General features: G+C 40.5%; 21 protein-coding genes. 17 read left to right on the plus strand and 4 right to left on the minus strand.

Going from position 1 to position 25391, the window contains the following annotated elements:
- Nucleotides 1-76 precede the first annotated feature (76 nt).
- From rlmKL to AC6H44_RS06745, 4 genes are read left to right on the plus strand one after another with little or no spacing between them, the layout of a single operon-like run.
- A complete protein-coding gene (gene rlmKL, locus AC6H44_RS06730; protein WP_500738110.1) occupies nt 77-2194 on the plus strand; it encodes a bifunctional 23S rRNA (guanine(2069)-N(7))-methyltransferase RlmK/23S rRNA (guanine(2445)-N(2))-methyltransferase RlmL in 2118 nt (705 codons plus the stop codon).
- Nucleotides 2187-2426: a glutaredoxin family protein gene (locus tag AC6H44_RS06735; RefSeq protein WP_500738111.1), complete on the plus strand. Its 240-nt coding sequence runs from the start codon at nt 2187-2189 to the stop codon at nt 2424-2426. Before rlmKL ends, AC6H44_RS06735 begins: the two co-directional genes overlap by 8 nt.
- Nucleotides 2427-2441: 15 nt before the next feature.
- On the plus strand, nt 2442-4355 hold the full coding sequence (uup, locus tag AC6H44_RS06740; protein WP_500738112.1) for an ATP-binding cassette ATPase Uup: 1914 nt from the start codon (nt 2442-2444) through the stop codon (nt 4353-4355).
- An 11-nt stretch (nt 4356-4366) separates the two neighbouring features.
- Complete coding sequence (locus AC6H44_RS06745; RefSeq protein WP_500738113.1) at nt 4367-6112, plus strand: DUF3466 family protein; 1746 nt, start codon at nt 4367-4369, stop codon at nt 6110-6112.
- A 101-nt stretch (nt 6113-6213) separates the two neighbouring features.
- Here AC6H44_RS06745 and AC6H44_RS06750 read toward each other — a convergent pair whose 3' ends face one another.
- Nucleotides 6214-6720 carry a DUF2062 domain-containing protein gene (locus AC6H44_RS06750; RefSeq protein ID WP_500738114.1) on the minus strand — a complete coding sequence of 169 codons (507 nt, stop codon included), beginning with the start codon at nt 6718-6720 and terminating at the stop codon, nt 6214-6216.
- On the opposite strand from AC6H44_RS06750, the gene AC6H44_RS06755 reads away from it, so the two are divergent.
- Genes AC6H44_RS06755 through tcdA form a run of 7 tightly spaced genes read left to right on the plus strand, consistent with a single transcriptional unit; the run spans nt 6700 to nt 14170 of the window.
- Nucleotides 6700-8967, plus strand: a complete 2268-nt coding sequence (locus AC6H44_RS06755; protein WP_500738115.1) for a DNA internalization-related competence protein ComEC/Rec2 — start codon at nt 6700-6702, stop codon at nt 8965-8967. The genes AC6H44_RS06750 and AC6H44_RS06755 overlap by 21 nt on opposite strands.
- 60 nt (nt 8968-9027) lie before the next feature.
- On the plus strand, nt 9028-10773 hold the full coding sequence (gene msbA, locus AC6H44_RS06760) for a lipid A export permease/ATP-binding protein MsbA (RefSeq protein ID WP_500738116.1): 1746 nt from the start codon (nt 9028-9030) through the stop codon (nt 10771-10773).
- Complete coding sequence (gene lpxK / locus AC6H44_RS06765) at nt 10770-11750, plus strand: tetraacyldisaccharide 4'-kinase (protein ID WP_500738117.1); 981 nt, start codon at nt 10770-10772, stop codon at nt 11748-11750. The genes msbA and lpxK overlap by 4 nt, the downstream gene beginning before the upstream one ends.
- Entirely contained in the window at nt 11740-11937 is a 198-nt protein-coding gene (locus tag AC6H44_RS06770) for a Trm112 family protein (protein WP_500738118.1), read from the plus strand. The genes lpxK and AC6H44_RS06770 overlap by 11 nt, the downstream gene beginning before the upstream one ends.
- On the plus strand, nt 11925-12686 hold the full coding sequence (gene kdsB, locus AC6H44_RS06775) for a 3-deoxy-manno-octulosonate cytidylyltransferase (RefSeq protein ID WP_500738119.1): 762 nt from the start codon (nt 11925-11927) through the stop codon (nt 12684-12686). Before AC6H44_RS06770 ends, kdsB begins: the two co-directional genes overlap by 13 nt.
- A gap of 23 nt (nt 12687-12709) precedes the next feature.
- The gene (locus tag AC6H44_RS06780; protein WP_500738395.1) at nt 12710-13363 is read left to right on the plus strand and encodes a TIGR01621 family pseudouridine synthase; all 654 of its coding nucleotides are present in this window, start codon (nt 12710-12712) and stop codon (nt 13361-13363) included.
- Entirely contained in the window at nt 13364-14170 is an 807-nt protein-coding gene (gene tcdA / locus AC6H44_RS06785) for a tRNA cyclic N6-threonylcarbamoyladenosine(37) synthase TcdA (protein WP_500738120.1), read from the plus strand. It abuts the gene before it with no gap.
- Between the two features lie 23 nt (nt 14171-14193).
- On the opposite strand, the gene AC6H44_RS06790 is transcribed toward tcdA, so the two are convergent.
- The 3 genes from AC6H44_RS06790 to AC6H44_RS06800 all read right to left on the minus strand — a co-directional run bounded on the left by AC6H44_RS06790 (nt 14194) and on the right by AC6H44_RS06800 (nt 17250).
- Entirely contained in the window at nt 14194-14610 is a 417-nt protein-coding gene (locus tag AC6H44_RS06790) for a SufE family protein (protein WP_500738121.1), read from the minus strand.
- A gap of 12 nt (nt 14611-14622) precedes the next feature.
- Entirely contained in the window at nt 14623-15849 is a 1227-nt protein-coding gene (locus tag AC6H44_RS06795; protein WP_500738122.1) for an aminotransferase class V-fold PLP-dependent enzyme, read from the minus strand.
- A gap of 114 nt (nt 15850-15963) precedes the next feature.
- Nucleotides 15964-17250: a citrate synthase gene (locus AC6H44_RS06800; RefSeq protein WP_500738123.1), complete on the minus strand. Its 1287-nt coding sequence runs from the start codon at nt 17248-17250 to the stop codon at nt 15964-15966.
- A 407-nt stretch (nt 17251-17657) separates the two neighbouring features.
- On the opposite strand from AC6H44_RS06800, the gene sdhC reads away from it, so the two are divergent.
- The 6 genes from sdhC (at nt 17658) to odhB (ending at nt 25336) form a co-directional block, all read left to right on the plus strand.
- On the plus strand, nt 17658-18035 hold the full coding sequence (gene sdhC, locus AC6H44_RS06805) for a succinate dehydrogenase, cytochrome b556 subunit (RefSeq protein ID WP_500738124.1): 378 nt from the start codon (nt 17658-17660) through the stop codon (nt 18033-18035).
- The gene (gene sdhD / locus AC6H44_RS06810) at nt 18026-18373 is read left to right on the plus strand and encodes a succinate dehydrogenase, hydrophobic membrane anchor protein (protein ID WP_500738125.1); all 348 of its coding nucleotides are present in this window, start codon (nt 18026-18028) and stop codon (nt 18371-18373) included. Before sdhC ends, sdhD begins: the two co-directional genes overlap by 10 nt.
- The gene (sdhA, locus tag AC6H44_RS06815) at nt 18374-20146 is read left to right on the plus strand and encodes a succinate dehydrogenase flavoprotein subunit (protein WP_500738126.1); all 1773 of its coding nucleotides are present in this window, start codon (nt 18374-18376) and stop codon (nt 20144-20146) included.
- Between the two features lie 10 nt (nt 20147-20156).
- Nucleotides 20157-20873 carry a succinate dehydrogenase iron-sulfur subunit gene (locus AC6H44_RS06820; protein ID WP_500738127.1) on the plus strand — a complete coding sequence of 239 codons (717 nt, stop codon included), beginning with the start codon at nt 20157-20159 and terminating at the stop codon, nt 20871-20873.
- An 87-nt stretch (nt 20874-20960) separates the two neighbouring features.
- Nucleotides 20961-23786: a 2-oxoglutarate dehydrogenase E1 component gene (gene sucA / locus AC6H44_RS06825; protein WP_500738128.1), complete on the plus strand. Its 2826-nt coding sequence runs from the start codon at nt 20961-20963 to the stop codon at nt 23784-23786.
- On the plus strand, nt 23783-25336 hold the full coding sequence (odhB, locus tag AC6H44_RS06830; protein WP_500738129.1) for a 2-oxoglutarate dehydrogenase complex dihydrolipoyllysine-residue succinyltransferase: 1554 nt from the start codon (nt 23783-23785) through the stop codon (nt 25334-25336). The genes sucA and odhB overlap by 4 nt, the downstream gene beginning before the upstream one ends.
- Nucleotides 25337-25391 lie beyond the last annotated feature (55 nt).

Below are 25391 nucleotides of genomic sequence, written 5' to 3' on the forward strand. Positions count from 1 at the left end.
CCCACCGTGTTTATGGCGTATTTGTACGTAAACTTATGTTATAATCCCGCGCAATTAGCTATTAAGGGTTTTTACTTTGCAATTTATCGCACTTACTTCTATTGGAATCGAAAATTTATTGGTTGATGAACTTACTGAACTTGGCGCAGCTGTGTCAAAGCAAACGGTGGGTTCTGTTCGCTTTGAGGCTGACTCATTGCTAGCGCAAAAGGTGTGTTTATCAACACGTTTTGCTACACGTGTTCTTATGCTTATTGAAGAAAAAGAAGGCGTAAATGACAAAGATAGCTTGTATCAATTTGCACGCTTGCAACCTTGGCAAGAGTGGTTTGGCCCAACTCAAACCTTTGCTGTTGACTTTAATGGTACAAACGACTCACTAAAAAATACCCAGTTCTCTGGCTTAGTAATTAAAGATGCGATTGTTGATTATTTTAATGACTTATATGAACAGCGTCCAAACGTAGATAAGCAAGATGCCAATGTACGTATAGTTGCGCGTTTAAATCGCCATGGTGTGTCACTTTATATTGATTACTCGGGCCCACGTTTATCAGAGCGAGGTTACCGCCAAGGTCAAGGTAAAGCCCCCATAAAAGAACATTTAGCCGCCGCAATTATCAAGCGCAGTGGCTGGCTTGACAATGTTAATCAACCATTATTTGATCCCTGTTGTGGTGCCGGTACAATTTTAATTGAAGCGGCGGGTATGGCGCGTAATGAGGCACCGGGCTTGTTTCGTGAAGGCTTTGCGTTTGAGCGTTTACCGAGCTTTCGAGTGGCAAAATTTAACGAGCTTAAAGAGCAGCTTTTAGCCAATATTACCGATCCTACGTTGTGGTTAATTGGCCATGACTACGATGCACACGTTCTTGATAAGGCGATAGCTAACGCGCAGCGCGCTGAGCTTGATACAGTGATTAAATTTAAGCAAAGTGATGCCACTAAATTAACGGCCGTTGCTAAATTACCGGGCGTTGTTATTTCTAACTTACCTTATGGTGAGCGTATAGGCTCGATGGCTGAGCTTGTTGATTTACATCGTAATTTAGGCGTTGGCTTTAAAAAGCATTTTAATCACTGGAAACTTGCTTTACTAGGCATGGATGAAAGCCTGTTTAAACTGCTTAAGTTGGTGAGGCTAAAGCGCTATAAATTCAAAAACGGCCCACTGGATGTAGAATTAAATCTGTATCAGTTGGATGATAAACAAGTAAGCCTTACTAGCGATGATAAACCGGCTTTGAATTTTGAAGGCTCGATGGCGTTTGCTAATCGTTTGAAAAAGAATAAACAAGGCTTAAAAAATTGGCTTAAGCAAAACCAAGTGCATGCATATCGCGTTTATGATGCAGATATTCCTGAATACAACGTTGCTGTAGATATTTATGGTGACTGTGCAGTCATTTTTGAGTATGCAGCGCCAAAAGAAATTGATGAAAAAACTTCAGAGAAACGCTTGCAAGACGTCATCAGTTTAACAGCGCAGCAGCTTAAGATTTTACCTGAAAATATTGCTGTAAAAGTACGTAAAAAGCAAAAAGGCGAAGAGCAATATACTCCCATGGCTAAGCAAAACAGAACCATGGTGGTAGAAGAGTTTGGTGCCAAGTTTAAAGTTAACCTATTTGACTACCTAGACACGGGGCTGTTTTTAGATCATCGCCTTGCACGTCGTTACATTCAAGAAAACGCCAAAGATAAGCGCTTTTTAAATTTGTTTGCCTACACAGGAACAGCCTCTGTGCATGCAGCGATTGGTGGCGCAAAAGCCATTACTACTGTTGATTTATCTAAAACCTATTTAAAATGGGGCCAAGATAACTTTGCACTTAACGATATTAGCAATACACGCTATCGGTTTGAGCAAGCAGACTGTTTAAAGTGGTTAGAGTATGCACAAGGGCAATATGACTTGATCTTTTTAGATCCTCCAACATTTTCAAATTCTAAACGCATGAAAGATGCGTTTGATGTGCAAAATGATCACATTAAGCTACTAACATGGGTTAAAAATATATTAAGCCCATCGGGTACACTGCTATTTTCTAACAATAAACGCGGTTTTATAATGGATGAAGTGGGCTTGATGGGCTTAGGCTTAAAAGCGGAAAATATATCTGAAAAAACCTTATCACCTGACTTTAAACGTAATAAAAAAATTCACAACAGCTGGTTAATTAAACATGGCTAAGTGGACTTTATATCATACCGATGGTTGCCACTTATGTGAGCAAGCTGAGCAACTATTAAAACCGTTACTTTCATCTGCTGATGAGTTACAACTTATTGATATTATGAGCGATGATGCATTGATTTTAAAATATCAAATTAGTATTCCGGTTTTAAAAAATCAACAAGGCCAACAATTGTTTTGGCCATTTACTGCACCTCAGGCGCAGCAGTTTTTAGCGCAAGCAGAATAAGAGTAAAGATTAACTATGGATTTAATTAGAATTTCAAAAGCACAACTCGCTTACGGTACACACCCATTATTAGATAATGCGGATGCAGTAATAGAAAGTGGCGAACGTGTGTGTATTGTAGGTCGTAACGGGGCGGGCAAATCAACACTGTTAAAGGTACTTGATGGCCAAGTTATACTTGATGACGGTGAAATAAACCAAGTCGGTAGCTTAAAAATATCGCGTTTAGAACAAGATCCACCAAAAGGGGCTAATGGCACGGTATTTGACTATGTTGCGCAAGGTATGCCTGAAATTGCCAACTTACTCATTGATTATCACCATGTAAGTACTCAGCTACAAACAGAGTGTACCGACCAACTTTTAAATAAATTAGAACGTCTATCAAATCAGTTAGAAGCAGCTGATGGCTGGCGTTTTGATAGCCGTATTCAACTGGTATTAACCCAGCTAGAATTAACCCCTGATGCAAAACTAGAGTCATTATCGGGCGGTTGGTTACGTAAAGTGGCACTGGCGCGTGCACTGGTGAGTGAGCCTGATCTATTATTGCTCGATGAGCCTACCAACCATTTAGATATGGCCAGTGTAATGTGGTTAGAGCAATTTTTAAAAGAGTTTAAAGGCGGCATTGTCTTTATATCCCATGACCGTGCGTTTATCCGCGGCGTTGCAACACGTATTTTAGATTTAGACCGTGGTAAGTTAATCTCATACCCTGGTAATTATGCCACTTACTTAGAACAAAAAGCGCATGATTTAAAAGTAGAAGAGACACAAAATGCACTCTTTGATAAACGTTTAGCAGAAGAAGAAGCGTGGATCCGCCAAGGTGTTAAAGCACGTCGTACTCGTAATGAAGGACGTGTTCGTGAGCTTAAGCAATTGCGTAATGAGCGCAAACAGCGTGTTGATCAAGTTGGTAAAACTGATTTTAACATTGAAACAGCAGACCGTTCAGGTAAGTTGGTATTTGAAGCGAAACACTTGAGTCACGCATTTAAAGACAAAGTAATAGCGGATGATTTTTCTACCTTAGTGATGCGTGGCGATCGAATTGGGTTGGTTGGTCCTAACGGAATTGGTAAAACCACGTTACTAAAATTACTGTTTGGTGATTTAAAAGCAGACAGTGGTGAAGTAAAACAAGGCGTTAATTTAGAGTTTGCCTATTTTGACCAATACCGTGAAAAGCTTGATGAAGAGGCGACCGTTCAAGATAACGTAGCCGAGGGTAAGCAAGAAGTGATGATGGGTGGGCGTTCTCGTCATGTATTAGGTTATTTACAAGACTTTTTATTTCCACCAGCACGTGCTCGTACGCCTGTAAAAGCACTGTCAGGTGGTGAAAAAAATAGATTATTACTGGCTAAATTATTTTTAAAGCCTTCAAATATACTGGTACTTGATGAGCCAACTAATGATTTGGATATTGAGACGTTAGAGTTACTTGAAGATATTATTAATCAATATCAAGGCACAGTGCTAATAGTGAGCCATGACCGTGAGTTTATTGATAATACCTGTTCGAGTGTGTGGGCATTTGAAGGTAATGGCAAGGTAACCGATATAGTCGGCGGTTACAGTGACTATGAAGCCTATACTCGTTATGTAGCTGAGCAAGATAAAAAGCAGCCACAGCAGGCAGTTAAAAAAGTTGGAAAATCTGAACCTGCACCAGCTAAAAGTAATAACAAAGCAAATAAACTCTCTTACAAATTAAAACTTGAACTAGAGCAACTACCTAATAAAATGGAACAACTTGAAGCTGAGCTAGAAAAACAACAACAAGTAGTCAGTCATGAAGATTTTTTCAAGCAAGACAGTGATGTAACAGCAAAGCAATTGAACCATTTAGCCCAACTTGAGTCTGACCTTGAAGCCGCTTTTGCGCGTTGGGAAGAACTTGAAGAATTAAAGAATCAGTAGTAAGGAATAAAATGAAATATAAATTACTCACGGCCAGTATTTTAGCCACACTGAGCACATCGGCGTTAAGTGCAACGTATCAGTTAACTGAATTAGGTCATCTTGAGGGAGCAAAACATACTTACGTTACTGATGTGAGTGAAAGCGGGCATGTAATTGGTCAAGCAAATGGTTTATACAGCCTGCCTGTTGATACTAGTTATATTGATTTTTCGAGTAGCGAAATACGTCAAGCGTACGACAGAGAAGTTAGCAATTTCAAACTAAGCGACAAAGAAATTACATTTACCTTAGATGATATTAAAAATAATGACGCGGTGTTTACCAATGCAGATGCCCACCGGTTTATGGTTAGTTTTTTGTCCAGTGTGTCTGGTAATTTTGAGTATCAAAAATTAAGTTCTTTAGCCGCTGTAAACTTCACAGACACAGTCGCAGTAGAGCGATTTTTATTCGATATTGCTTCAGTTGATTATGCTGGTGTAACGCGCTCAGTCAGTAATTTTTATAATGGCGTTGCACAGGATGGTACAACAATAGGGTGGGGCAGTGCGCCCTATGAAAAAATTAGCTTCACACCTGATGGTAAAACTGAAGAAGAAACGTGGTTTACCCGCGAATTTATAGAGCGCGGTATTTTAATTTCTGAAGGTGGGATTGAAGTACCGCTTGTGCCAGAGTTTAATGAATACGGTGGTACTAGCCAAGCCACTGATATTGTTGCCACTGACACTGGTTATGTTGTTGTGGGTAATGTGTCGGTGAGTATTCCTACACAGAGACAAACTACAATCACTGAAAACTGTGATGGCCTTGATGAGCCCATAATGGCTTGTGTTGAACCTTACAATACGAATACGCGTAATAACCGTGGAGTGTTTAATAAAACGGCGGTTAAGTGGACAGTAGACAATGCGTTTAATGTCACTTCAACAGAGTTATTAGGTTTAGCACTCACGCCAAAAGAAGATGAAGATACAAACCCATTCATCAGTAATGCGTTAGCGGTGAATAATAACGGTATTGCAGCCGGTTACTCTAACACGCGGTACTTTGATAGAGATTCTACAATCCTAACCATGCCAGCTTACTTTAAACAGGGTGAAGTGGTTGACTTTATTGAGCAACGTGATGATTGGCAAGGTGGTAAAGCATTGGCTATTAACGATAATGATATTGTTGTTGGGTATGCCACCAAAGGGATTGAAGGTAAGCTAAGAAATAAACTTTTCTATCACGATATAAATACTAATACGACCGTGTTTCCTGAGGATTATTTTTTAAGTTCAAGTTCATACGCTAACGACATTAACAACCAAGGTTACATGGTTGGTGAAGGCGAGATTGGTGAGTCTGAAAACACCCGACGTTCAGAAGCCTTTATTTATAAAATTGGCGACGAGAAAATCACTAATCTAAATAAATTGCTGCCTTGTTATGACAGTGATGGTGAAACTAGCTACAGCTATAAAATGGTTGAAGCTAAAGCTATCAATGAAAATAACGAAGTGTTTGGTGTGGCGACTAAAACAGTAGAAAAACGTAACTCTCTTGGTGAGGTCGTTAAAGATGTTAATGGTAACATTGAGTATGAAAGTGTCGCCGTTGCGGTAAAACTATCACCCATTACCAACGGTGAAGTTGAAAACTGTAAAGCGCCAGATGCAGAATTTTATGAGCGTAGCTCCGCGAGTTTTTCTTGGTTTGGTTTATTACTACTTCCGCTGGTTGGCTTAAGGCGCGTGTTTAGGTTTTAAGTGAACTGAGTTATAAAATAGAACAACGAAAAAACCCAACTTGTTAAGTTGGGTTTTTTTTGTCTATATTAATATCAGCTTATAAAAATAAATAATGTGCGTTAATCATTGCGTTTAGTCCAAGCACGTTTTACAGAGCGGCACCAAATAAAATCAATAGCGACGTAAGCTATGATACTGGCTATTGACGCACAGACTAAAGAGCCCACTAAAAATGCGGGGCCTATGGTAGTTAAGCTTTCTATAAACCATGCCCAGCTGGGTTCAAATGCAAAGTGTTGTGCAGGCTGATTAAGCACTAATGTACCCACTAAGTATGAGGCGTAAAATATAGGGGGCATGGTCAATGGATTGGTGATCCACACTAGGGCAACGGAAATTGGTAAGTTAACTCTAAATATTATGGCAGCGGCTGCTGCGAATACCATTTGAAAAGGAACAGGGATGAAAGCAAAAAAAAGCCCAATGGCAAATGCGCCTCTTGCTGAGCGCCTATTTAAATGCCAAAGATTAGCAGCATGTAAAAGCCTACCAAAAATTTTTAGTGATTTGTGATGTCTAATTTTTTCTGGATCGGGTAAAAACCGTTGGATCGTCTTTTTAGCCATTTAAAGCAACCATTTACATCTGTGTGGATTAGTCTTGGATTTGTTATCGGCATTGTTGTTACTGTATTTTATTATCAAACCTTTAAGTTTGCAGTTATCACAATTTCAATCCTCATCGCGAGTTGGTATTTTAAGCCGTTTTTAACTGTATTGTTAGGTTTTATTTGTGGTATTTGCTGCGTCGCGATGCATTTTACCTTGTTTTATTTATTTGAATTGCCTGATCAGCTCGAAAAATATGCATATTCGGTTAATGTAGTGGTTGAAGAGGTAATATCCTCGACAGCCCCGCAATATTTAAAAGTTAGAATTAATCGCTTAGAAGAGACTTCCTATAGTGCATTTAGGGCCCCCAGAGCTTTATTAAGCATTAACTCAACTGAGCAAATTAAGCCCAACGATGTGTTTGCTGCAAAAGTGAGATTAAAAAAATTTAGAAGCATCAAAAATTTTTCTGTTTTTGATAGCCAAGTTTATGCATTTTCACAAAATATAGCGTTTAAAGGCTCTGTACTAAATAAACAGTTAACTATTCAAAGTGGCGCACAAAATGATCACATTAATTTATATCGGGGGTATGTAAAAAGGTTAGTCAGCAATGCCCAATTGAATTGGTTGTATTATGTGTTGCTAACGGGTGATAAATCGATGATGACTTTTGAACACAAGCGGCTAATGCAAAGCCTTGGGCTAAGTCATTTACTTGCAATTTCGGGATTGCATATTTCTTTGGTGTTCGGCTTTGGTTATATAGTCATCCGGTTTCTATTTAAGCTTGTTAGGCTTGAGCTGAATCAATCATTCAATATTTCTATTTTATATAGCACTTGCGGCTTTATAGCGGCTTTTATTTATGTTTATTTGAGTGATTTTATTATCTCCGCAACCCGAGCTCTGGTGATGCTGGGATGCTATTTACTGCTTTATTATTTAGCAAAACAGTCACTAAGATGGCGCAGTATTTTATATGCCTTAGTTATTATTTTAGCCGTTAATCCTTTTAATTTACTTAACCCAGGCTTGTATTTTTCATTTTTAGCCGTGTGTATTATTTTTATAGTATTAAAACAGCTCCCATTACATGGCCGTTCATTTTTGGCCAATATTCGCACCTTGTTTGTTATTCAAATTGGTTTATTTATAGGCTTATTACCGCTGTCTTTATACTTTTTCAATGGCGTGAGTTTAGCCGGACTGGTGTTAAACTTGCTCGCTATTCCTATTTTATCCTGTGTGCTGATGCCTGCTTTATTTATTAGCTTGTTGTTAGGGTTATTGACTGATTGGCATGCTTTTATTGTGTTGTACGACTTGCCATTTGCCTATATTTATCAGCTGCTGCAAGCAATCCCCGAACCGATGGGCTGGCTTAATGTTGGGAAAATAAGTATTACTGCTGTTGTGTGCTTATACAGTGTTGTCCCGCTACTTTATTTTATTGAGCTTCGTTTACTGGCGAGCATCCCTATTTTAAGTTTATTGAGCAATTATTATTTCACTCAACCGAGTCTTTGGCAGTTAAATGTATTTGATGTAGGCCATGGTTTAATGGTGCTGATTGAAAAAGATAAACACGCTTTTATTTATGATTTTGGACCGAGTTATTTTAATCGTTTTAGTCGCGTGCCTAGTGTTTTATTACCTTATATAAATGCCCATAATTTAACGATTGAAACCGCAATTATAAGCCATCATGACAACGATCATGCCGGGGGTGTTACGCATTTTAAAGCGGCGGGTTATGCATCGAGTTTTGCCTATTTTCACCCAAACGGTATTAATAGTCAGTGCAAAGCGACGCAAACTGACTTTCATGGCTTACGTATTGATACATTTGTTACCCATGAATTTAATAATAGCAATGATAATTCATGTGTTGTGAAGGTGTCCGATACCCACTTTAGCGTATTACTTACCGGGGATATTTCAAAGTCACGTGAGCGCAATTTAATTGACAAAGGACATAATTTAAAAAGCACGGTATTGCTCAGTCCACACCATGGCAGTGATAGCTCCTCAAGTGAAGCGTTTATTAAGGCTGTTAGTCCACAATGGGTCATTCATTCAAGTGCTTTTCAAGGGCAGTGGCAATTTCCAAGTAAAGAGGTGGTAAAACGTTACGATAAAATAAATGCTGGGCAATACATAACAGGTGATGTTGGTCAGATCAGAATAAAATTTTATGCTAAACAATTACAAATAGAAACTGCAAGGGCGCAGGAAAGTTATTGGTTTATCAAAGATTGACGTTTAGTTTTGTTGTGGCTAAGGATACAATAGGGGCCATCACTGGTATTAGAGAGTGTTATGGATCAAAGTACAACACAAATTTATAAACGGCTTGTTTCTTATGTGGGTGCCTATAAGTCGGTTGCTATCGTCGCGATCATTGGCATGATAGGGTATTCAGCCATGGATGCATTATTCATTCAACTAATGAAGCCGTTTATTGATGAGGGTTTAAATGAGCGCAATAGTCAAGTACTCACTTATGCGCCATTTGTGGTTATTGCTTTAGTTATAGGGCGCGGCTTATTTAACTTTATGTCATCGTACTGTTTGAGCTACGTAGGCTCCCAAGTTGTGCGTGCGCTTCGTCAAGAGCTTTTTGTGCACATATTGCATTTACCGGTATCATTTCATGATAAAAACTCAACGGGCGATCTGATTTCAAAAATTACTTTCGACACCGAACAAGTGCAGCAAGCGATCACCAAGGCGATGCTTATTTTGGTCAGAGAAGGCGCTTTTGTGGTGTTTTTACTGGCTTTGATGTTTTATACCAGTTGGCAATTATCACTCATCTTTTTAGTTATCATTCCACTTGTAGCCGTTATTGTGGCTGTTGTATCGAAACGTTTTCGTCATATATCGAAAAATATTCAGTCTGCGATGGGACAAGTTACCCGCAGCTCAGAGCAAATGCTCAGCGGCCATAAAGTGATCCACGGCTTTGGTGGCCAAACCCAAGAGATTGATCAATTTTCAAAAATTAATAATCATAATCGCCAGCAGCGTATTAAAATGGACGCCACTAGGGCGCTGAGTGTGTCGGTCATTCAAATTTTGGCTGCCAGTGCCATGGCAGTTATTTTATGGGTGGTGTCTATGCCCTCTATGATAGACAGTATTAGCTCTGGAGACTTTGTCGTACTTATTTCATCAATGATGATGCTACTGCGCCCTTTAAAACAACTAGCAAACGTTAACAGTGATTTACAACGCGGTATTTCCGCGGCGCAAAGTGTTTTTTTAGTGCTAGATGAAGAAATAGAAAAAGACACGGGCACCTTATCGGTTGATAAAGTGAAAGGGCATATTGAGGTAAATAATGTCACCTTTAAATACCCTACTAAAGACGAAGCGGTATTAAACAATTTATCCATGAGCATTAAAGCCGGTGAGAGCATTGCCCTTGTTGGTCGCTCTGGTTCGGGAAAATCGACCATTTCTAATTTATTACCGCGTTATTATGATTTAGAAGCGCCCAGTGAAATACGCCTTGATGGGGTGGCGCTTAATCAATATAAGCTCACAGATTTACGTCGCCAATTTGCGTTAGTATCACAACAAGTGGTGTTATTTAATGACACGATTGCCAATAATATTTGTTATGGCCTTCAGCACAATGTGTCTGTTGAAGAGCTTCATGCTGTGGCTAAACAAGCCCATGTTTGGGAATTTGTTAAAGACCTACCAGAGCAACTTGATACTATGGTGGGTGAAAATGGGGTGATGCTCTCAGGTGGACAGCGTCAACGTATAGCAATAGCTCGTGCAATATTAAAAGATGCGCCGATTTTAATTTTAGATGAGGCGACGTCTGCGCTTGACACAGAATCAGAGAAATTAATTCAACATGCGCTCGATACATTAATGAAAGATAAAACCTCTATTGTTATTGCACATAGATTATCAACCATAGAAAATAGCGACCGCATTTACGTGATAGATAGTGGTAAAGTGGTTGAAAGTGGTACGCACACCGATTTGCTAGCTAAAAACGGGACTTATTCAGCATTGTGCAAAATGCAGTTTGGTGATCAAGTGTGAGTAAAATAGAGCAAAGCTGGTACAAACCCTTTAGCTTAATTACATTATTATTATTGCCACTATCTGTTATTTTTGGTTTTGTGGCTAAAGTTCGTAAGTACTGTTACCAAATGGGTATTTTAAAACCATTTATCAGTGATACGCCAGTGATTGTGGTTGGTAATATCAGTGTTGGTGGTAATGGCAAAACGCCATTTGTGTTGTGGCTATATGATTATTTAACCGCGCAAGGCTTAGCGGTTGGTATTATTAGCCGAGGTTACGGTGGGCAAGCAACGCATTACCCATTATTAGTTACTTTACAAACGAGTGCGCTAGAAGCTGGTGATGAGCCGGTACTTTTATTTAATCGCCTGCAATGCCCGTTAGTGGTTGGCCCAAATCGGCAGCACAACATAGAAAAGCTCAACGCGCACTTTAAACTTGATGTGATTATTTCAGATGATGGTATGCAGCATTACAAAATGGCACGCAGCATAGAATGTTGTATTGTTGATAGCCAAAGACGATTTGGGAATGGCTTTTTAATACCCGCAGGGCCTCTGCGCGAAACAGTCGTTCGTTTAAAAAGTGTCGACGTAGTGATTGAAAATGGCTCTGAGCATGAATTTAGTTATCGCTTGCAACCATCAGCTATAAAACATGTGAGAGATAATAGCGATATAACAGCTGTAATAAAATCAGCGCACGCGGTCAGTGCAATCGGAAACCCGCAGCGTTTTGAGGCATCATTAAAAGCGCAGGGTATTGCGTTATTGTCTACACATCACTTTCGTGATCATCATGCCTACAGCGCTGCTGATTTTGCTCAATTTGGTGATGACTGTGTACTCATGACTGAAAAAGACGCTGTAAAGTGTCGTGATTTTGCAAAACCTAACTGGTATTACTTGCCAGTTGATGCGAAACCAACAACAGCAGTAATAAATACTTTAAATTTACTATTAAAAGAAAAAGGGATCCACCATGGCCTTTGATACAAAATTACTCGAGATTATTGCTTGCCCTGTGTGTAAAGGCAAGTTGCGCTTTGATAAAGACAATCAAGAGCTGATCAGCACGGCTGCAAAGCTTGCTTACCCTGTACGTGATGATATTCCGGTGTTGCTAGAGAATGAGGCCCGAGAGCTGTCTCAACAAGAGGTAGACAAGTGGAATTCGTAGTCGTTATTCCTGCGCGTTTCGCTTCTACCCGTTTGCCAGGTAAACCGCTTGCTGATATTTGTGGTAAGCCAATGATCCAGCATGTGTATGAAAAAGCTTGTTCATCAGGCGCAAGCAACGTGGTTATTGCCACCGACCATCAAAAAGTATTTGATGCAGCTAAACGCTTTACCAACGATGTATTGATGACACGAGAAGATCATCAATCAGGTACTGAACGTCTTGCTGAAGTGGTTGACTTGTTAGATTTAGCAGATGACACCATCGTGGTAAATGTACAAGGTGATGAGCCGTTATTATCGCCTGACAACGTATCACAAGTGGCTTCATTGTTAGCCCAATCAAGCGCGCCAATGGCCACACTGAGCGTTGCCATTGAAGAGCATGATGAAGTGTTTAACCCAAATGCGGTTAAAGTAGTCAGTGATATAAATAAAAATGCCTTATATTTTTCAAGGGCCAGTATTCCCTTTGATAGAAATACCATGATGGAGCAACACCAACCGCTGGACTTAACATCTTTTCAACGCCATGTAGGAATTTATGCATACCGTGCTGGCTTTATAAAGCAATATATAAGGTTAAGTGTGTCACCATTGGAGTTGCTTGAATCTTTGGAACAGCTAAGGGTGCTTTACCATGGCTATGCGATTAAAATAGAGCAAGCCGTGGTTGCTCCGCATGCTGGGGTTGATACACCAGAGGACTTAGCTAAAGTGGTAGCATATATTCAAAGTAACAACCTGTGAAATTAGCCTGTACAGATTTGCTCATGGTGTTATATGCCCACGATGATTTTTATATCGTAAATAAACCTGCAGGGCTTAATTTTCACTCTGAGCAAGGCCCAGGTTTTGTGGTGCTTGTTGAGCAACAGCTTAATGAAAAATTATTTGCAGTACACAGATTAGATAAAGTCACTTCTGGGCTTATTATTTTAGCGCGACACAAACGTGCAGCGGCAAAGCTTACTCAGTTGTTTACTGAGCATGCCATTAATAAGTTTTACTTAGCGATAAGTGATGCTAAGCCTAAAAAAAAGCAAGGCTGGGTTAAAGGGGATATGGCAAAATCTCGCCGTGGCACGTTTAAGTTATTGAACTCGCAAATAAACCCAGCCATTACCCGTTTTTACTCATTTAGTTTTAAAAGCGGTTTTAGAGCTTACTTATTAAAACCCTACTCAGGTAAAACTCATCAGCTTAGAGTGGCACTAAAAAGTTTAGGTGCCCCAATATTAGGTGATACCAGTTACGCTGGTAGCCCTGCCGAGCGTACCTATTTACATGCATTTGCGTTGGATTTTGTATGGGGTGAGCAAACAATACAACACACTCTGCTGCCAGATTGTGAAGACAAATATAAACAATTAATAAATCATCAAGATTTTGATGCGTGGCAAACGCCGTGGAAATTGGATTGGTAAATGAGTGAACAAGTAACAGATATCCGCTTTGGTGGTATTAAACGACTCTATGGCCAACAGCAGTTTGAATGGTTACAACAAGCCCATTTTTGTGTGGTTGGTATTGGTGGGGTTGGCAGCTGGGCTGCTGAAGCGTTAGCGCGCACTGGGGTGGGTAAAATTACCTTAATAGATTTAGATGATATTTGCGCAACCAATGTAAATCGTCAAATTCATGCTTTAACAGGTACAATCGGGGAAGCTAAAGTGGAGGCGATGAAAGCACGCTGCGAGCTGATCAATCCTAAATGTGTGATCAACGTAATAGATGACTTTATTACCCTTGATAATATTCAAGAACATATTCAAGATTTTGATTATGTAATAGATTGTATTGACGCGGTAAAAGAAAAAGCGGCGTTAATCGCCCATTGTAAACGTAATAAACTGCCCATTATTACCACCGGAGGCGCGGGTGGACAAACCGATCCAAGCCAAATTTGTTTTGGTGATGTGGCAAAAACAACGCAAGACCCATTACTTGCAAAAGTACGTTACATTTTGCGTAAGCAATATAACTTTAGCTCAAATCCAAAACGTAAATTTAATGTGGATTGTGTCTATTCAACAGAGCAGCTTGTTTATCCGGGCAGCGATGGCAGTGTGTGTCATGCTAAACAAAATGCTGATGGTAGCATGAATATGGATTGCAACAATGGCTTTGGTTCAGTGACAATGATCACTGGCAGTTTTGGATTTTTTGTTGCCGCCAAAGCCGTTCGAAAATACTTAGATAAGCGAGCGCGTTCAAACCATTCAATTATTTGAACTTGGCTTATAAAAAGCGCTGCTTAAAGCGCTTTTTGTTTGGCTATGGTTTGTATTTTGTCAACCATAGCCTTTACTCCATTGCCTCTTGAGGCACTTAAATGGCTTATTAAACCCAGCTTTTCAAATTCGTTATACGCATTTACTGCTAATACTTCCTCGGGTGTTAAACCATTATACAGCGCTAAAATTAACGCAAGTAAGCCTTTTACTATCCGTGTATCTGAATCACCAACCACAACAAGTGCATTTTCTGATAAATCAAACTCGACAAACATCCATACCTTACTTTCACAGCCACGAACAAGCGCATCGTCAGTTTTTAATACATCAGCTAACGGTGGAAGTGTTTTACCCAGTAACATAATTTCACGGTATTTTTGCTGCCAGCCTTGGCTATTTTCAATGCTTTTGCTTACAAGTTGATATGTGTGTGTCATTGTTTATCCAAATTAGTCTAATAAAGCGATGCATTCTTTTACAGCGGCAATAAATTGATCTACATCTTTAGTGGTATTATAAAACGCAAAACTGGCTCTGAGTGAGCCATTGAGCTTTAAGTGGCTCATTAATGGTTGAGTACAATGATGACCACTGCGCACTGCAATACCAAAGCTGTCAAGTAAAGTTGCCAGATCGTAAGGGTGTTCATTTTTATAATTAAAGCAAAGCGTGCCAATGTTTGATTTAAGGTCACTATAGATAATAATTCCGTCTATTTTACGCAATTCATTGGCTGCATAAATAAACAACTGTTGTTCATGTTGCTGTAATGATTGCAGATCAAGTGCCATTAAATATTCAAGTGCAGCACCAAAGCCTAAAACACCGGCTATATTCGGCGTTCCGGCTTCAAATTTAGCCGGTGCATCACGATAAGTGCTATGCGTTAAGGTGACTGTTTCAATCATCTCGCCGCCAGTTTGATAAGGAGCGAGTGCATTAAGAGTGCAATAGCGACCATATAAACCGCCAAGGCCAGTTGGCCCCAGCATCTTATGGGCCGAAAACACATAAAAATCACAATTAAGTTCAGTTAAATTCGGTTTTAAATGTAAGGCCCCTTGAGCACCATCTACCAAGGTGAGGGCGCTTACAGACTTAGCCGCGGTTATTAAGGGGTTTAAATCGGTAATGTTGCCAAGCGTATTAGAGGCCTGGGTAATAGCCAGTAATGCCGGTTTGGTGTGTTTAATCACATCACAGCAATGCGCTATATCAAAGGTCGCATCATCATTGAGAGGCAGAATCTTTAAGCTTGCACCAGTTAGTGCTGCAAGCGCTTGCCAAGGCACGATATTAGCGTGATGTTCAATTGGGCTGATCAAAATCGTGTCTTTGGCTGTTAATTTATTTCTCAAGCCATGGGCAACCAAGTTAATAGCTTCAGTGGCTCCTTTAGTCCAGACAATTTCGTTACTGGTCACTTTAAAATAATCAGCAATAACGTGGCGTACTTGCTCATAGGCTGTTGTAGCTTGCTCGCTAAGGGTGTGACGGCCGCGATGAACATTTGCATTTTGCGCCGTGTAAAACGCACGGGTAGCGTCAATCACGCATTGGGGTTTTTGCGTTGTTGCTGCCGAGTCTAAATAAACCAAAGGGGTGCCATTGATTGTTTGTTTTAGGGTAGGAAAATCATCGCGGATTTTATTGAAGTCAAACAAGGACACAGACATAGGCTCATAAAGTTAATCAATTCGGGCAGGGATTGTAATCGGTTTAAGATAATTCTCAAGTAGCATGGAATAAAAAAGGCCGCGAAAGCGGCCTTTTAAAACTAACTTTACAGCTTAGCGCTTGTCAGTTGCTTTGTAATCACGGGCTGTTTCACCTGTGTAAAGCTGACGTGGGCGGCTGATTTTGTGACCAGGTTGAGAAAGCATCTCATCCCAGTGTGAAATCCAACCTACAGTACGTGCCATAGCAAAAATTACAGTAAACATGCTGGTAGGAATACCGATTGCTTTTAAAATTATACCTGAGTAAAAATCGACGTTAGGGTAGAGTTTTTTCTCAACAAAGTACGGGTCTTCTAGGGCAATTTGCTCAAGCTTCATTGCAATATCAAGTAATGGATCTTGAATATTAAGCTCAGCTAATACTTCATGACATGTTTCACGCATTACGGTTGCACGCGGGTCGAAGTTTTTGTAAACACGGTGACCAAAGCCCATAAGACGAAACGGATCAGACTTATCTTTGGCTTTTGCCACAAATTCATCAATACGATCAACTGAACCAATTTCTTCTAGCATGTTTAAACAGGCTTCATTAGCGCCACCGTGTGAAGGGCCCCAAAGCGATGCAATACCTGCAGCAATACACGCATAAGGATTTGCACCCGAAGAGCCAGCTAAACGCACTGTTGACGTTGAAGCATTTTGTTCATGGTCAGCGTGAAGCATGAATATTTTATCCATAGCTTTAGCGGTTACTGGGTTAACTTTGTATTCTTCAGCAGGGACAGAAAACATCATATGTAAAAAGTTTTCTGCATAGCTTAGGTCATTGCGTGGGTACACAAAAGGTTGACCGATGTTTGTTTTGTATGCCATTGCTGCAATTGTTGGTAATTTTGCAACCAGTTTGATAGCGCTAATTTTTCGCTGAGCCGGATCGTTAACATCAAGATCTTCATGGTAAAAAGAAGATAAAGCACCCACAACACCACAAAGCATTGCCATAGGGTGAGCGTCAAAACGAAAGCCTTGGAAAAAGTTTGCAATTTTTTCATCTAGCATAGTACTACGAGTGATTTTTGTTGCAAAATCATCGTATTGCTCTTTTGTTGGTAATTCACCATTAAGCAGTAAGTAACAAAGCTCGATGTAATTAGAGCTCTCTGCTAATTGCTCAATCGGGTAACCGCGGTGTAATAAAACACCTTTGCCACCATCGATGTAAGTAATGGTAGATTCACAAGAACCAGTCGACATGAATCCTGGGTCATAAGTAAAATGACCATGTGAGCCGAGAGTGCGTACATCAATTACATCTTGGCCAGCAGTACCTTGATATATTGGAAGTTCGATTGGATCTAGTCCATCAATATGGACCGTGGCTTTTTTATCTGCCATCTATGTATCTCCTATTAAGATAACTATTCTGATTTTTATATTCTAAAATCTGTTCTAAGCACATTTCCACATTCTAACGTGAAAGAGGGGGTTAAAGTCAATTTTTATAACTATTATGCACGTATGTATAATAAATATTCGCTGTAGATTGAATATTATACCATTGGCTAATTCGCAAACCTCTCAAAGTAAACAAGAATTGTAAAAGAGGCTTCGGCTATATATACTGTGGGAGGTTTTAAACCGATTTGTATTTGGGTAAACTTATTCTTACATATTAATTTTCATTAAAAAGTGAACTTTATTAGTATTAATACGTTTATTTTAATAGTTCCACCAGAAATATTTGGTGGGTTTTAGAAAAGCAAGTAGATGAGCCCCGTAGCGGGCAAGATGGGCAAGTAACTGTGAAAAAGCAAAGACCTGTAAATCTAGATCTAACAACTATATCCATGCCGGCAACGGCTAAAGCTTCAATTGCTCACCGCGTCACCGGTGTGGCAATGTTTTTTGCTTTGACGTTTGTCATTTGGGCCTGGTCAGAGTCTCTCTCTTCTGCCGAAGGTTTTGAATTGGTTAAGAGTCTGTTCAACGGATTCATCGCCAAATTTATAGCTTGGGGCACCCTGTCTGTATTAGGTTATCACCTCATCGGTGGTATTCGTCATATTATTATGGATATGGGACATTGGGAAGAACTTGAATCAGGCAACACTAGCGCTAAGATTGCTATGGCACTTGGCGTTATTTTTGCTGTATTGGCAGGAGTGTGGATATGGTCTTAAATCAAGCAACTCTCAAGCGTGATGGTGTACAAGATTATGTATCCCTGCGCGCAACGGCACTAATTATTGGCGCGTATGCTATTTTTATTATTGGCTATTTTTTAGCTGTGCCTGAAGTCACCTATGATGCCTGGACAGGCCTGTTCTCTAACCTAATTATGAAAGGAGCGACGTTAATCACTCTGATCTGTATTATGGTTCATACCCGTATTGGCCTATGGCAGGTTTTAACCGACTATGTAAAGGGCGCTAAATTGCGTGCTTTCCTAGGCTTTGTACTAAACCTAATGGCTGTTGCTTATGTAGCTGTGGGTTTAATCGTTTTATGGGGTGTTTAAGTGAAATATTCTGTTCGTGAATTTGACGCCGTTGTAATTGGTGCTGGTGGTGCTGGAATGCGCGCTGCCCTTGCTATTACTGAATCCGGCAAAACATGTGCGCTAATCTCTAAAGTTTTTCCTACGCGCTCACACACTGTATCTGCCCAAGGCGGCATTACAGTAGCGCTAGGTAATTCTCATGAAGATAACTGGGAATGGCATATGTACGATACTGTTAAGGGCTCAGATTTTATTGGAGACCAAGATGCTATTGAATATATGTGTAATACAGGACCAGAAGCTATAACTGAATTAGAAAACATGGGTTTACCATTTTCTCGCTTTGAAAATGGCCGTGTTTACCAACGTCCTTTTGGTGGTCAATCGAAGAACTTTGGTGGTGAACAAGCTGCACGCACAGCAGCGGCAGCTGACCGCACAGGTCATGCGTTATTACATCTTTTGTATCAACAAAATGTTAAAAATAAAACCAATGTATTCTCAGAGTGGTATGCACTTGATTTAGTTAAAAACGACAATGGTGATATTGTTGGGTGTACTGCAATTGAAATTGAAACAGGTGAAATTACCTTCTTCAAGTCAAAAGCAGTCGTACTTGCTACCGGTGGTGCTGGTCGTATTTATGCTTCTACAACCAACGCTCACATTAATACCGGTGATGGCATTGGTATGGCAACCCGTGCTGGTATTTCTATGCAAGATATGGAAATGTGGCAGTTCCATCCAACCGGTATTGCTGGTGCTGGCACGCTAGTGACAGAAGGTTGTCGTGGTGAAGGGGGTTATCTTTTAAATAAAGATGGCGAACGTTTTATGGAACGTTATGCACCTAATGCAAAAGATTTAGCATCGCGTGATGTTGTTGCCCGTTCAATGATGACTGAAATCCGTGAAGGACGTGGTTGTGATGGTCCTTGGGGTCCACACCTTAAGCTTAAACTTGACCATTTAGGTGAAGAAACGCTTAACTTACGTTTACCAGGTGTTTGCGATCTTGCAAAAACATTCGCTCACGTTGACCCTGCAAAAGAACCCATTCCCGTTATACCTACTTGTCACTACATGATGGGTGGTGTGCCGACTAACGTAAATGGTCAAGTACTTAATATCGATGCCGCGGGCAACGAGAAAGTAGTACAAGGTTTATTTGCTGTTGGTGAAATAGCCTGTGTATCTGTTCACGGTGCAAACCGCTTAGGCGGTAACTCACTACTGGATTTAGTTGTATTCGGCCGTGCTGCGGGTAATTTCTTAGGCAAATACCTAAATGATGTTGAGATTTCTAAACCGGCTTCTGAGTCTAATTTAGAAGCGTCTCTTGTTCGCTACAATCGTTGGGAAAACTCTAAAGTTGGACAAGGTGAAGATCCGGTTCAAATTAAGAAAGATTTACAACAATGTATGCAACTCAACTTCTCGGTATTCCGTGAAGGTGACTCTATGGCATCGGGCCTTGCTGAACTTAAAGAAATTCGTGAACGTTTGCAGCATGCCCGTCTTGATGATAAATCATCAGATTTCAACACCATGCGTATTGAATGTTTAGAACTAGATAACTTAATGGAAACAGCTTACTCTACAGCAGTAACTGCAAACTTCCGTACTGAAAGCCGTGGCGCACATTCTCGCTTTGACTTCCCAGATCGTGATGACGAAAACTGGTTATGTCACTCAATTCACAATCCGGCAACGGATGAAATGAGCAAGCGTAAAGTTAACTACGCGCCTAAGCTTCGTGAAGCTTTCCCACCTAAAGCACGTACCTACTAGGAGCGAGACGATGGCACAAGTACAATTTTCAGTTTATCGTTACAATCCGGATGTTGATAACGCACCTCGTATGCAAGAATACACTTTGCAAACAGAGGAAGGTCAAGACATGATGGTATTGGATGCCTTGTTATTATTAAAACAGCAAGATCCAACATTGTCGTTTCGTCGTTCATGCCGTGAAGGTGTGTGCGGTTCTGACGGTGTAAACATGAATGGTAAGAATGGTTTAGCATGTATTACCCCATTATCTACACTACTAAAAGGTGGTAAAGGTAAAATTGTAGTACGTCCATTACCAGGGCTGCCTGTTGTTCGCGACCTTGTTATTGACATGAGTCAGTTCTACACTCAATACGAAAAAGTAAAACCTTATCTAATTAACGATACACCTGCTGCAGGTGAGCGTCTTCAGTCAATAGAAGAACGTGATAAACTAGATGGGCTTTATGAGTGTATTTTATGTGCATGTTGTTCTACATCGTGCCCTTCTTTTTGGTGGAATCCAGATAAGTTTATAGGGCCAGCTGGCCTTCTTCATGCTTACCGTTTCTTGGCTGATAGCCGAGATACTGCAACAGAAGAGCGTTTAGCTGATTTAGATGATGCATTCAGTGTGTTCCGTTGCCACAGTATCATGAACTGTGTTAGCGTTTGTCCTAAAGGTTTAAACCCGACTAAAGCTATTGGGCAAATAAAATCTATGTTATTAAATCGTTCGGTTTAATAATTTTAGTAGACGAAAGATGGCTAATATTATTAGCCATCTTGTTATATAACTATTAATTTCTGCGCTAAAAAAAAGGGCTTATAAATGCACGAAGGTGTGATGAAGGCATGGCTAGAATCTTCGCATTTAAACGGCGGTAACGTTGCTTATGTTGAAGAGCTTTATGAAGCGTATTTAGACGATGCGACTTCGGTGCCAGAAGAATGGCGAGAAGTGTTCGAACAATTACCAAAAGTAGATGGTGTGGATGTTGAAGTAAAACATTCTGAAGTTCGTTCACAATTTGCGGCGCTTGCTAAAAACAAGCATAGAGAAGTGGTGGTAGCAGAGGGCAGTAGTAGTGACCTTAAACAAGTCAAAGTACTGCAGCTTATTAATGCTTTTCGTTTTCGTGGGCATCAAAACGCTAACTTAGATCCGTTAGGTATTTGGCAACGTGAACGCGTACGAGATTTAGAGCTAGAATACCACGACTTGTCAGACGCTGACTTTGACCGCGAGTTTAACGTAGGATCGTTTGCCGTAGGCCGCGATACTATGCCTTTAGGTGAGTTATATCAGGCACTAAAAACCACATACTGTGGTTCCATTGGCGCTGAATATATGCACATCACATCAACAGAGGAGAAACGTTGGTTACAACAACGTTTAGAGTCTGTTCAGTCTAGGCCAAAGTTCAATAAAGATGAAAAGCTTCGTATTTTAAAGGGGCTAACAGCTGTAGATGGGCTTGAAAAGTATTTAGGGGCTAAGTTCCCAGGGGCTAAGCGCTTCTCACTCGAAGGCGGTGATGCGTTAGTACCCATGTTAAAAGAGCTGATTCACCGTGCGGGTGAAAGCGGTCAAAAAGAAGTTGTCATTGGTATGGCCCACCGGGGTCGCTTAAACGTTTTAGTTAATGTACTCGGTAAAAACCCATCAGAACTATTTGACGAGTTTGCCGGCAAACATAAAGAAACGCTAAGTTCAGGTGACGTTAAATATCACATGGGCTACTCATCTGATTTCGCCACCAAGGGTGGCAACGTGCACATGGCACTTTCATTCAACCCATCGCATTTAGAGATTGTAAATCCTGTAGTAATGGGTTCTGTGCGTGCTCGTCTTGACCGTTTAAATGACAAAACGGGCAGTAAAGCACTGCCAGTAACCATCCATGGCGACTCAGCAGTTGCTGGTCAAGGCGTTGTACAAGAAACATTTAACTTATCGCAAACTAATGCGTTTAGTTGTGGTGGTAGTATTCGTATTGTAGTGAATAACCAAGTTGGTTTTACAACAAGTAAACAAACCGATGTACGCTCTACTGATTACTGTACCGACATAGCTAAGATGGTGCAGTCACCAATATTCCATGTTAACTCTGATGATCCTGAAGCGGTTGCATTTGTAACACAACTGGCGCTTGATTTTAGAAATCAGTTTAAACGTGATGTGGTAATAGACTTAGTTTGTTATCGCCGCCATGGTCATAACGAAGCTGATGAGCCAAACGCTACACAGCCAATTATGTATCAAAAAATTAAAAAGCACCCAGTTCCGCGCTTAATTTATGCAGATCAACTCATCTCTGAAGGCTCTTTTACTGAAAGCGAAGTAAAGGCACTTGTTGATGATTATCGTGATGGTTTAGACGGTGGTAACTGTGTTGTTGAAGAAATTCAACCAGAAACATCTCACTCATCTGATTGGGCTAAATATGTAGGCCATGATTGGAATGTCGAGTATGATGCGAGTGTCTCTGTAGAAAAGCTTAAAGAGCTTGGTAATATTGTTGCAAGTTACCCAGAAAACTATAAAGCACAGTCTCGTGTTAAGAAAATATACGATGATCGTAAAGCAATGGCAGCCGGTGAAAAACCACTTGATTGGGGCATGGCTGAAACTTTAGCGTATGCAACTATTGCAGCTGAAGGCACTGATATTCGTTTAACAGGACAAGATTCTGGTCGTGGCACTTTTTTCCATCGTCATGCGGTTGTTCACAGCCAAACAGATGGTGCAACTTATTTACCACTGCAAAATATTAGTGAAGAGCAAGGTACATTCGAAGTATTTGATTCAGTTCTTTCTGAAGAAGCCGTGTTGGCATTTGAATATGGCTATGCAACGGCAGAGCCGACCTCACTGGTATTATGGGAAGCGCAATTTGGTGATTTCGCCAATGGTGCGCAAGTTGTATTTGACCAATTTTTAAGTTCAGGTGAACAAAAGTGGGGCCGCTTATGTGGTTTAACGTGTTTACTACCTCATGGTTATGAAGGCCAAGGCCCAGAGCACAGCTCAGCGCGTTTAGAGCGTTTTCTGCAATTGTGTGCCGATCACAATATGCAAGTATGTGTACCTTCTACGCCTGCGCAAGTTTATGCTATGTTACGTCGTCAATCAGTTAGACCGCTTCGCCGCCCGCTGATTGTTATGACCCCTAAATCATTACTGCGCCATCCACTTGCAACATCAACACTAGAAGAGCTCTCTGAAGGTGTGTTCTACAACATGATCGATGAAATCGATGATATTGATGTAAAGAAAGTAGACCGCGTTGTATTTTGTAGTGGCAAGGTTTATTACGAATTATTGCAAGAACGCCGTAAACTTGAGCAAGACAACATCGCTATTGTGCGTGTTGAGCAACTTTACCCGTTCCCACATGATGAAATGAAAACGATTATTGAACGCTACCAACATGTTAAAGATTTTGTATGGTGTCAAGAAGAGCCACAAAACCAAGGCGCTTGGTACTGTTCACAACATCATTTTGTTGATGCAATTCCACAAGGTGCGAAACTAAAATATGCCGGCCGTAAAGCGTCAGCATCTCCTGCATGTGGGTATATGTCAGTACACACTAAAGAACAACAAGCGCTCGTTGCCGACGCGCTAACTATAGAAAAAAAGGATAAGCAATGAGCACAGAAATTAAAGTTCCTGTTCTTCCTGAGTCGGTTGCAGATGCTTCCGTTGCTACATGGCATGTAAGTGTTGGCGACAAAGTAAGCCGTGATCAAAACTTAGTAGACATTGAAACAGACAAAGTGGTTTTAGAAGTGGTTGCACAAAATGACGGCGTGATCACTGAAATTTCACAAGAAGAAGGTGCGACGGTACTTGGCGACCAAGTAATTGGCTTAATTGGTGATGCACAAGCAGCATCGCCAAGCAAAGAGTCTAAAGCAAGTAAAGAGCCTAAAGAAGATAGCTCAGCACCAGAAAAAACAAAAGACGACGCGCCAGCGGCGCAATCAGCACCAGCATCAGAAGGTAAAGAAGTGGATATTAAAGTACCTGTACTTCCAGAATCAGTTGCAGATGCAACAATTGCTACTTGGCATGTTCAATCAGGTGACGCGGTAACACGCGATCAAAATTTGGTAGATATTGAAACAGATAAAGTTGTACTTGAAGTCGTTGCTCAAGAAGACGGCGTTATGGGTGACATTATCCATGCTGAAGGCGATACTGTGCTGGGTGAGCAAGTAATTGGTAAAGTAAAAGCCGGTGCAGCAGTTGCTAAATCTGACGCTAAAGCGGATACACCTGCAGCTAAAGATGAAAGCGCAAGTGATAGTTCAAGCGATAGTTCAGATGCGTTAACACCATCGGTGCGTCGTCTAATTGCTGAAAAAGGCCTTGATGCTTCTAAAATTAAAGGTTCTGGTAAAAATGGTCGTGTGACTAAAGAAGATGTTGAGCAATTCTTAAAATCACCAGCTCCTGCAACAAAAGCTGAAGCAGCGCCAGCAGCAGCGCCAGTGGGTGACCGTACACAAAAACGTGTGCCTATGACACGTTTGCGTAAAACTATTGCAAACCGCCTACTTGAAGCGAAAAATTCAACGGCAATGTTAACCACATTCAACGAAGTTAACATGAAGCCAATTATGGACTTGCGTAAACAGTATCAAGAAGTGTTTGAGAAACGTCACGGTATTCGTCTAGGCTTTATGTCTTTTTACGTCAAAGCAGTCACTGAAGCGTTAAAACGTTTCCCTGATGTAAACGCTTCAATTGACGGCGATGATATCGTTTATCATAATTATTTCGATATTAGTATTGCTGTTTCTACACCGCGTGGACTAGTAACACCAGTATTGAAAGATTGCGATAAGCTTTCTGTTGCAGAAATTGAAAAAGGTATTCGTGAATTAGCACTTAAAGGTCGTGATGGCAAGTTAACACTTGACGATATGACCGGTGGTAACTTCACTATCACCAATGGTGGTGTGTTCGGTTCGTTATTATCAACACCTATCATCAACTTACCGCAGTCTTCAATTTTGGGTATGCATAAAATCCAAGATCGTCCAATGGCTGTTAATGGTAAAGTCGAGATTCTACCTATGATGTATTTAGCGTTATCGTATGATCATCGCCAAATAGATGGTAAGGAATCAGTTGGTTTCTTAGTAACAATTAAAGAGTTACTTGAAGATCCAACACGTTTACTGCTGGATGTTTAATTAAGTAGTACACAATATAAGCTGTGAGTAACTATCACAGCTTTTTTTTTGTGCC

Source organism: Pseudoalteromonas sp. TAP-3C (assembly GCF_059888565.1).

Bases quoted from the DNA above. Each gene is read 5' to 3' on its own strand.
- AC6H44_RS06735 (WP_500738111.1), top strand. From the start codon at position 2,187: ATGGCTAAGTGGACTTTATATCATACCGATGGTTGCCACTTATGTGAG.
- uup (WP_500738112.1), top strand. From the start codon at position 2,442: ATGGATTTAATTAGAATTTCAAAAGCACAACTCGCTTACGGTACACAC.
- AC6H44_RS06745 (WP_500738113.1), top strand. From the start codon at position 4,367: ATGAAATATAAATTACTCACGGCCAGTATTTTAGCCACACTGAGCACA.
- AC6H44_RS06750 (WP_500738114.1), bottom strand. From the start codon at position 6,720: ATGGCTAAAAAGACGATCCAACGGTTTTTACCCGATCCAGAAAAAATT.
- msbA (WP_500738116.1), top strand. From the start codon at position 9,028: ATGGATCAAAGTACAACACAAATTTATAAACGGCTTGTTTCTTATGTG.
- AC6H44_RS06770 (WP_500738118.1), top strand. From the start codon at position 11,740: ATGGCCTTTGATACAAAATTACTCGAGATTATTGCTTGCCCTGTGTGT.
- AC6H44_RS06780 (WP_500738395.1), top strand. From the start codon at position 12,710: ATGGTGTTATATGCCCACGATGATTTTTATATCGTAAATAAACCTGCA.
- tcdA (WP_500738120.1), top strand. From the start codon at position 13,364: ATGAGTGAACAAGTAACAGATATCCGCTTTGGTGGTATTAAACGACTC.
- AC6H44_RS06790 (WP_500738121.1), bottom strand. From the start codon at position 14,610: ATGACACACACATATCAACTTGTAAGCAAAAGCATTGAAAATAGCCAA.
- AC6H44_RS06795 (WP_500738122.1), bottom strand. From the start codon at position 15,849: ATGTCTGTGTCCTTGTTTGACTTCAATAAAATCCGCGATGATTTTCCT.
- AC6H44_RS06800 (WP_500738123.1), bottom strand. From the start codon at position 17,250: ATGGCAGATAAAAAAGCCACGGTCCATATTGATGGACTAGATCCAATC.
- sdhD (WP_500738125.1), top strand. From the start codon at position 18,026: ATGGTCTTAAATCAAGCAACTCTCAAGCGTGATGGTGTACAAGATTAT.
- AC6H44_RS06820 (WP_500738127.1), top strand. From the start codon at position 20,157: ATGGCACAAGTACAATTTTCAGTTTATCGTTACAATCCGGATGTTGAT.
- sucA (WP_500738128.1), top strand. From the start codon at position 20,961: ATGCACGAAGGTGTGATGAAGGCATGGCTAGAATCTTCGCATTTAAAC.
- odhB (WP_500738129.1), top strand. From the start codon at position 23,783: ATGAGCACAGAAATTAAAGTTCCTGTTCTTCCTGAGTCGGTTGCAGAT.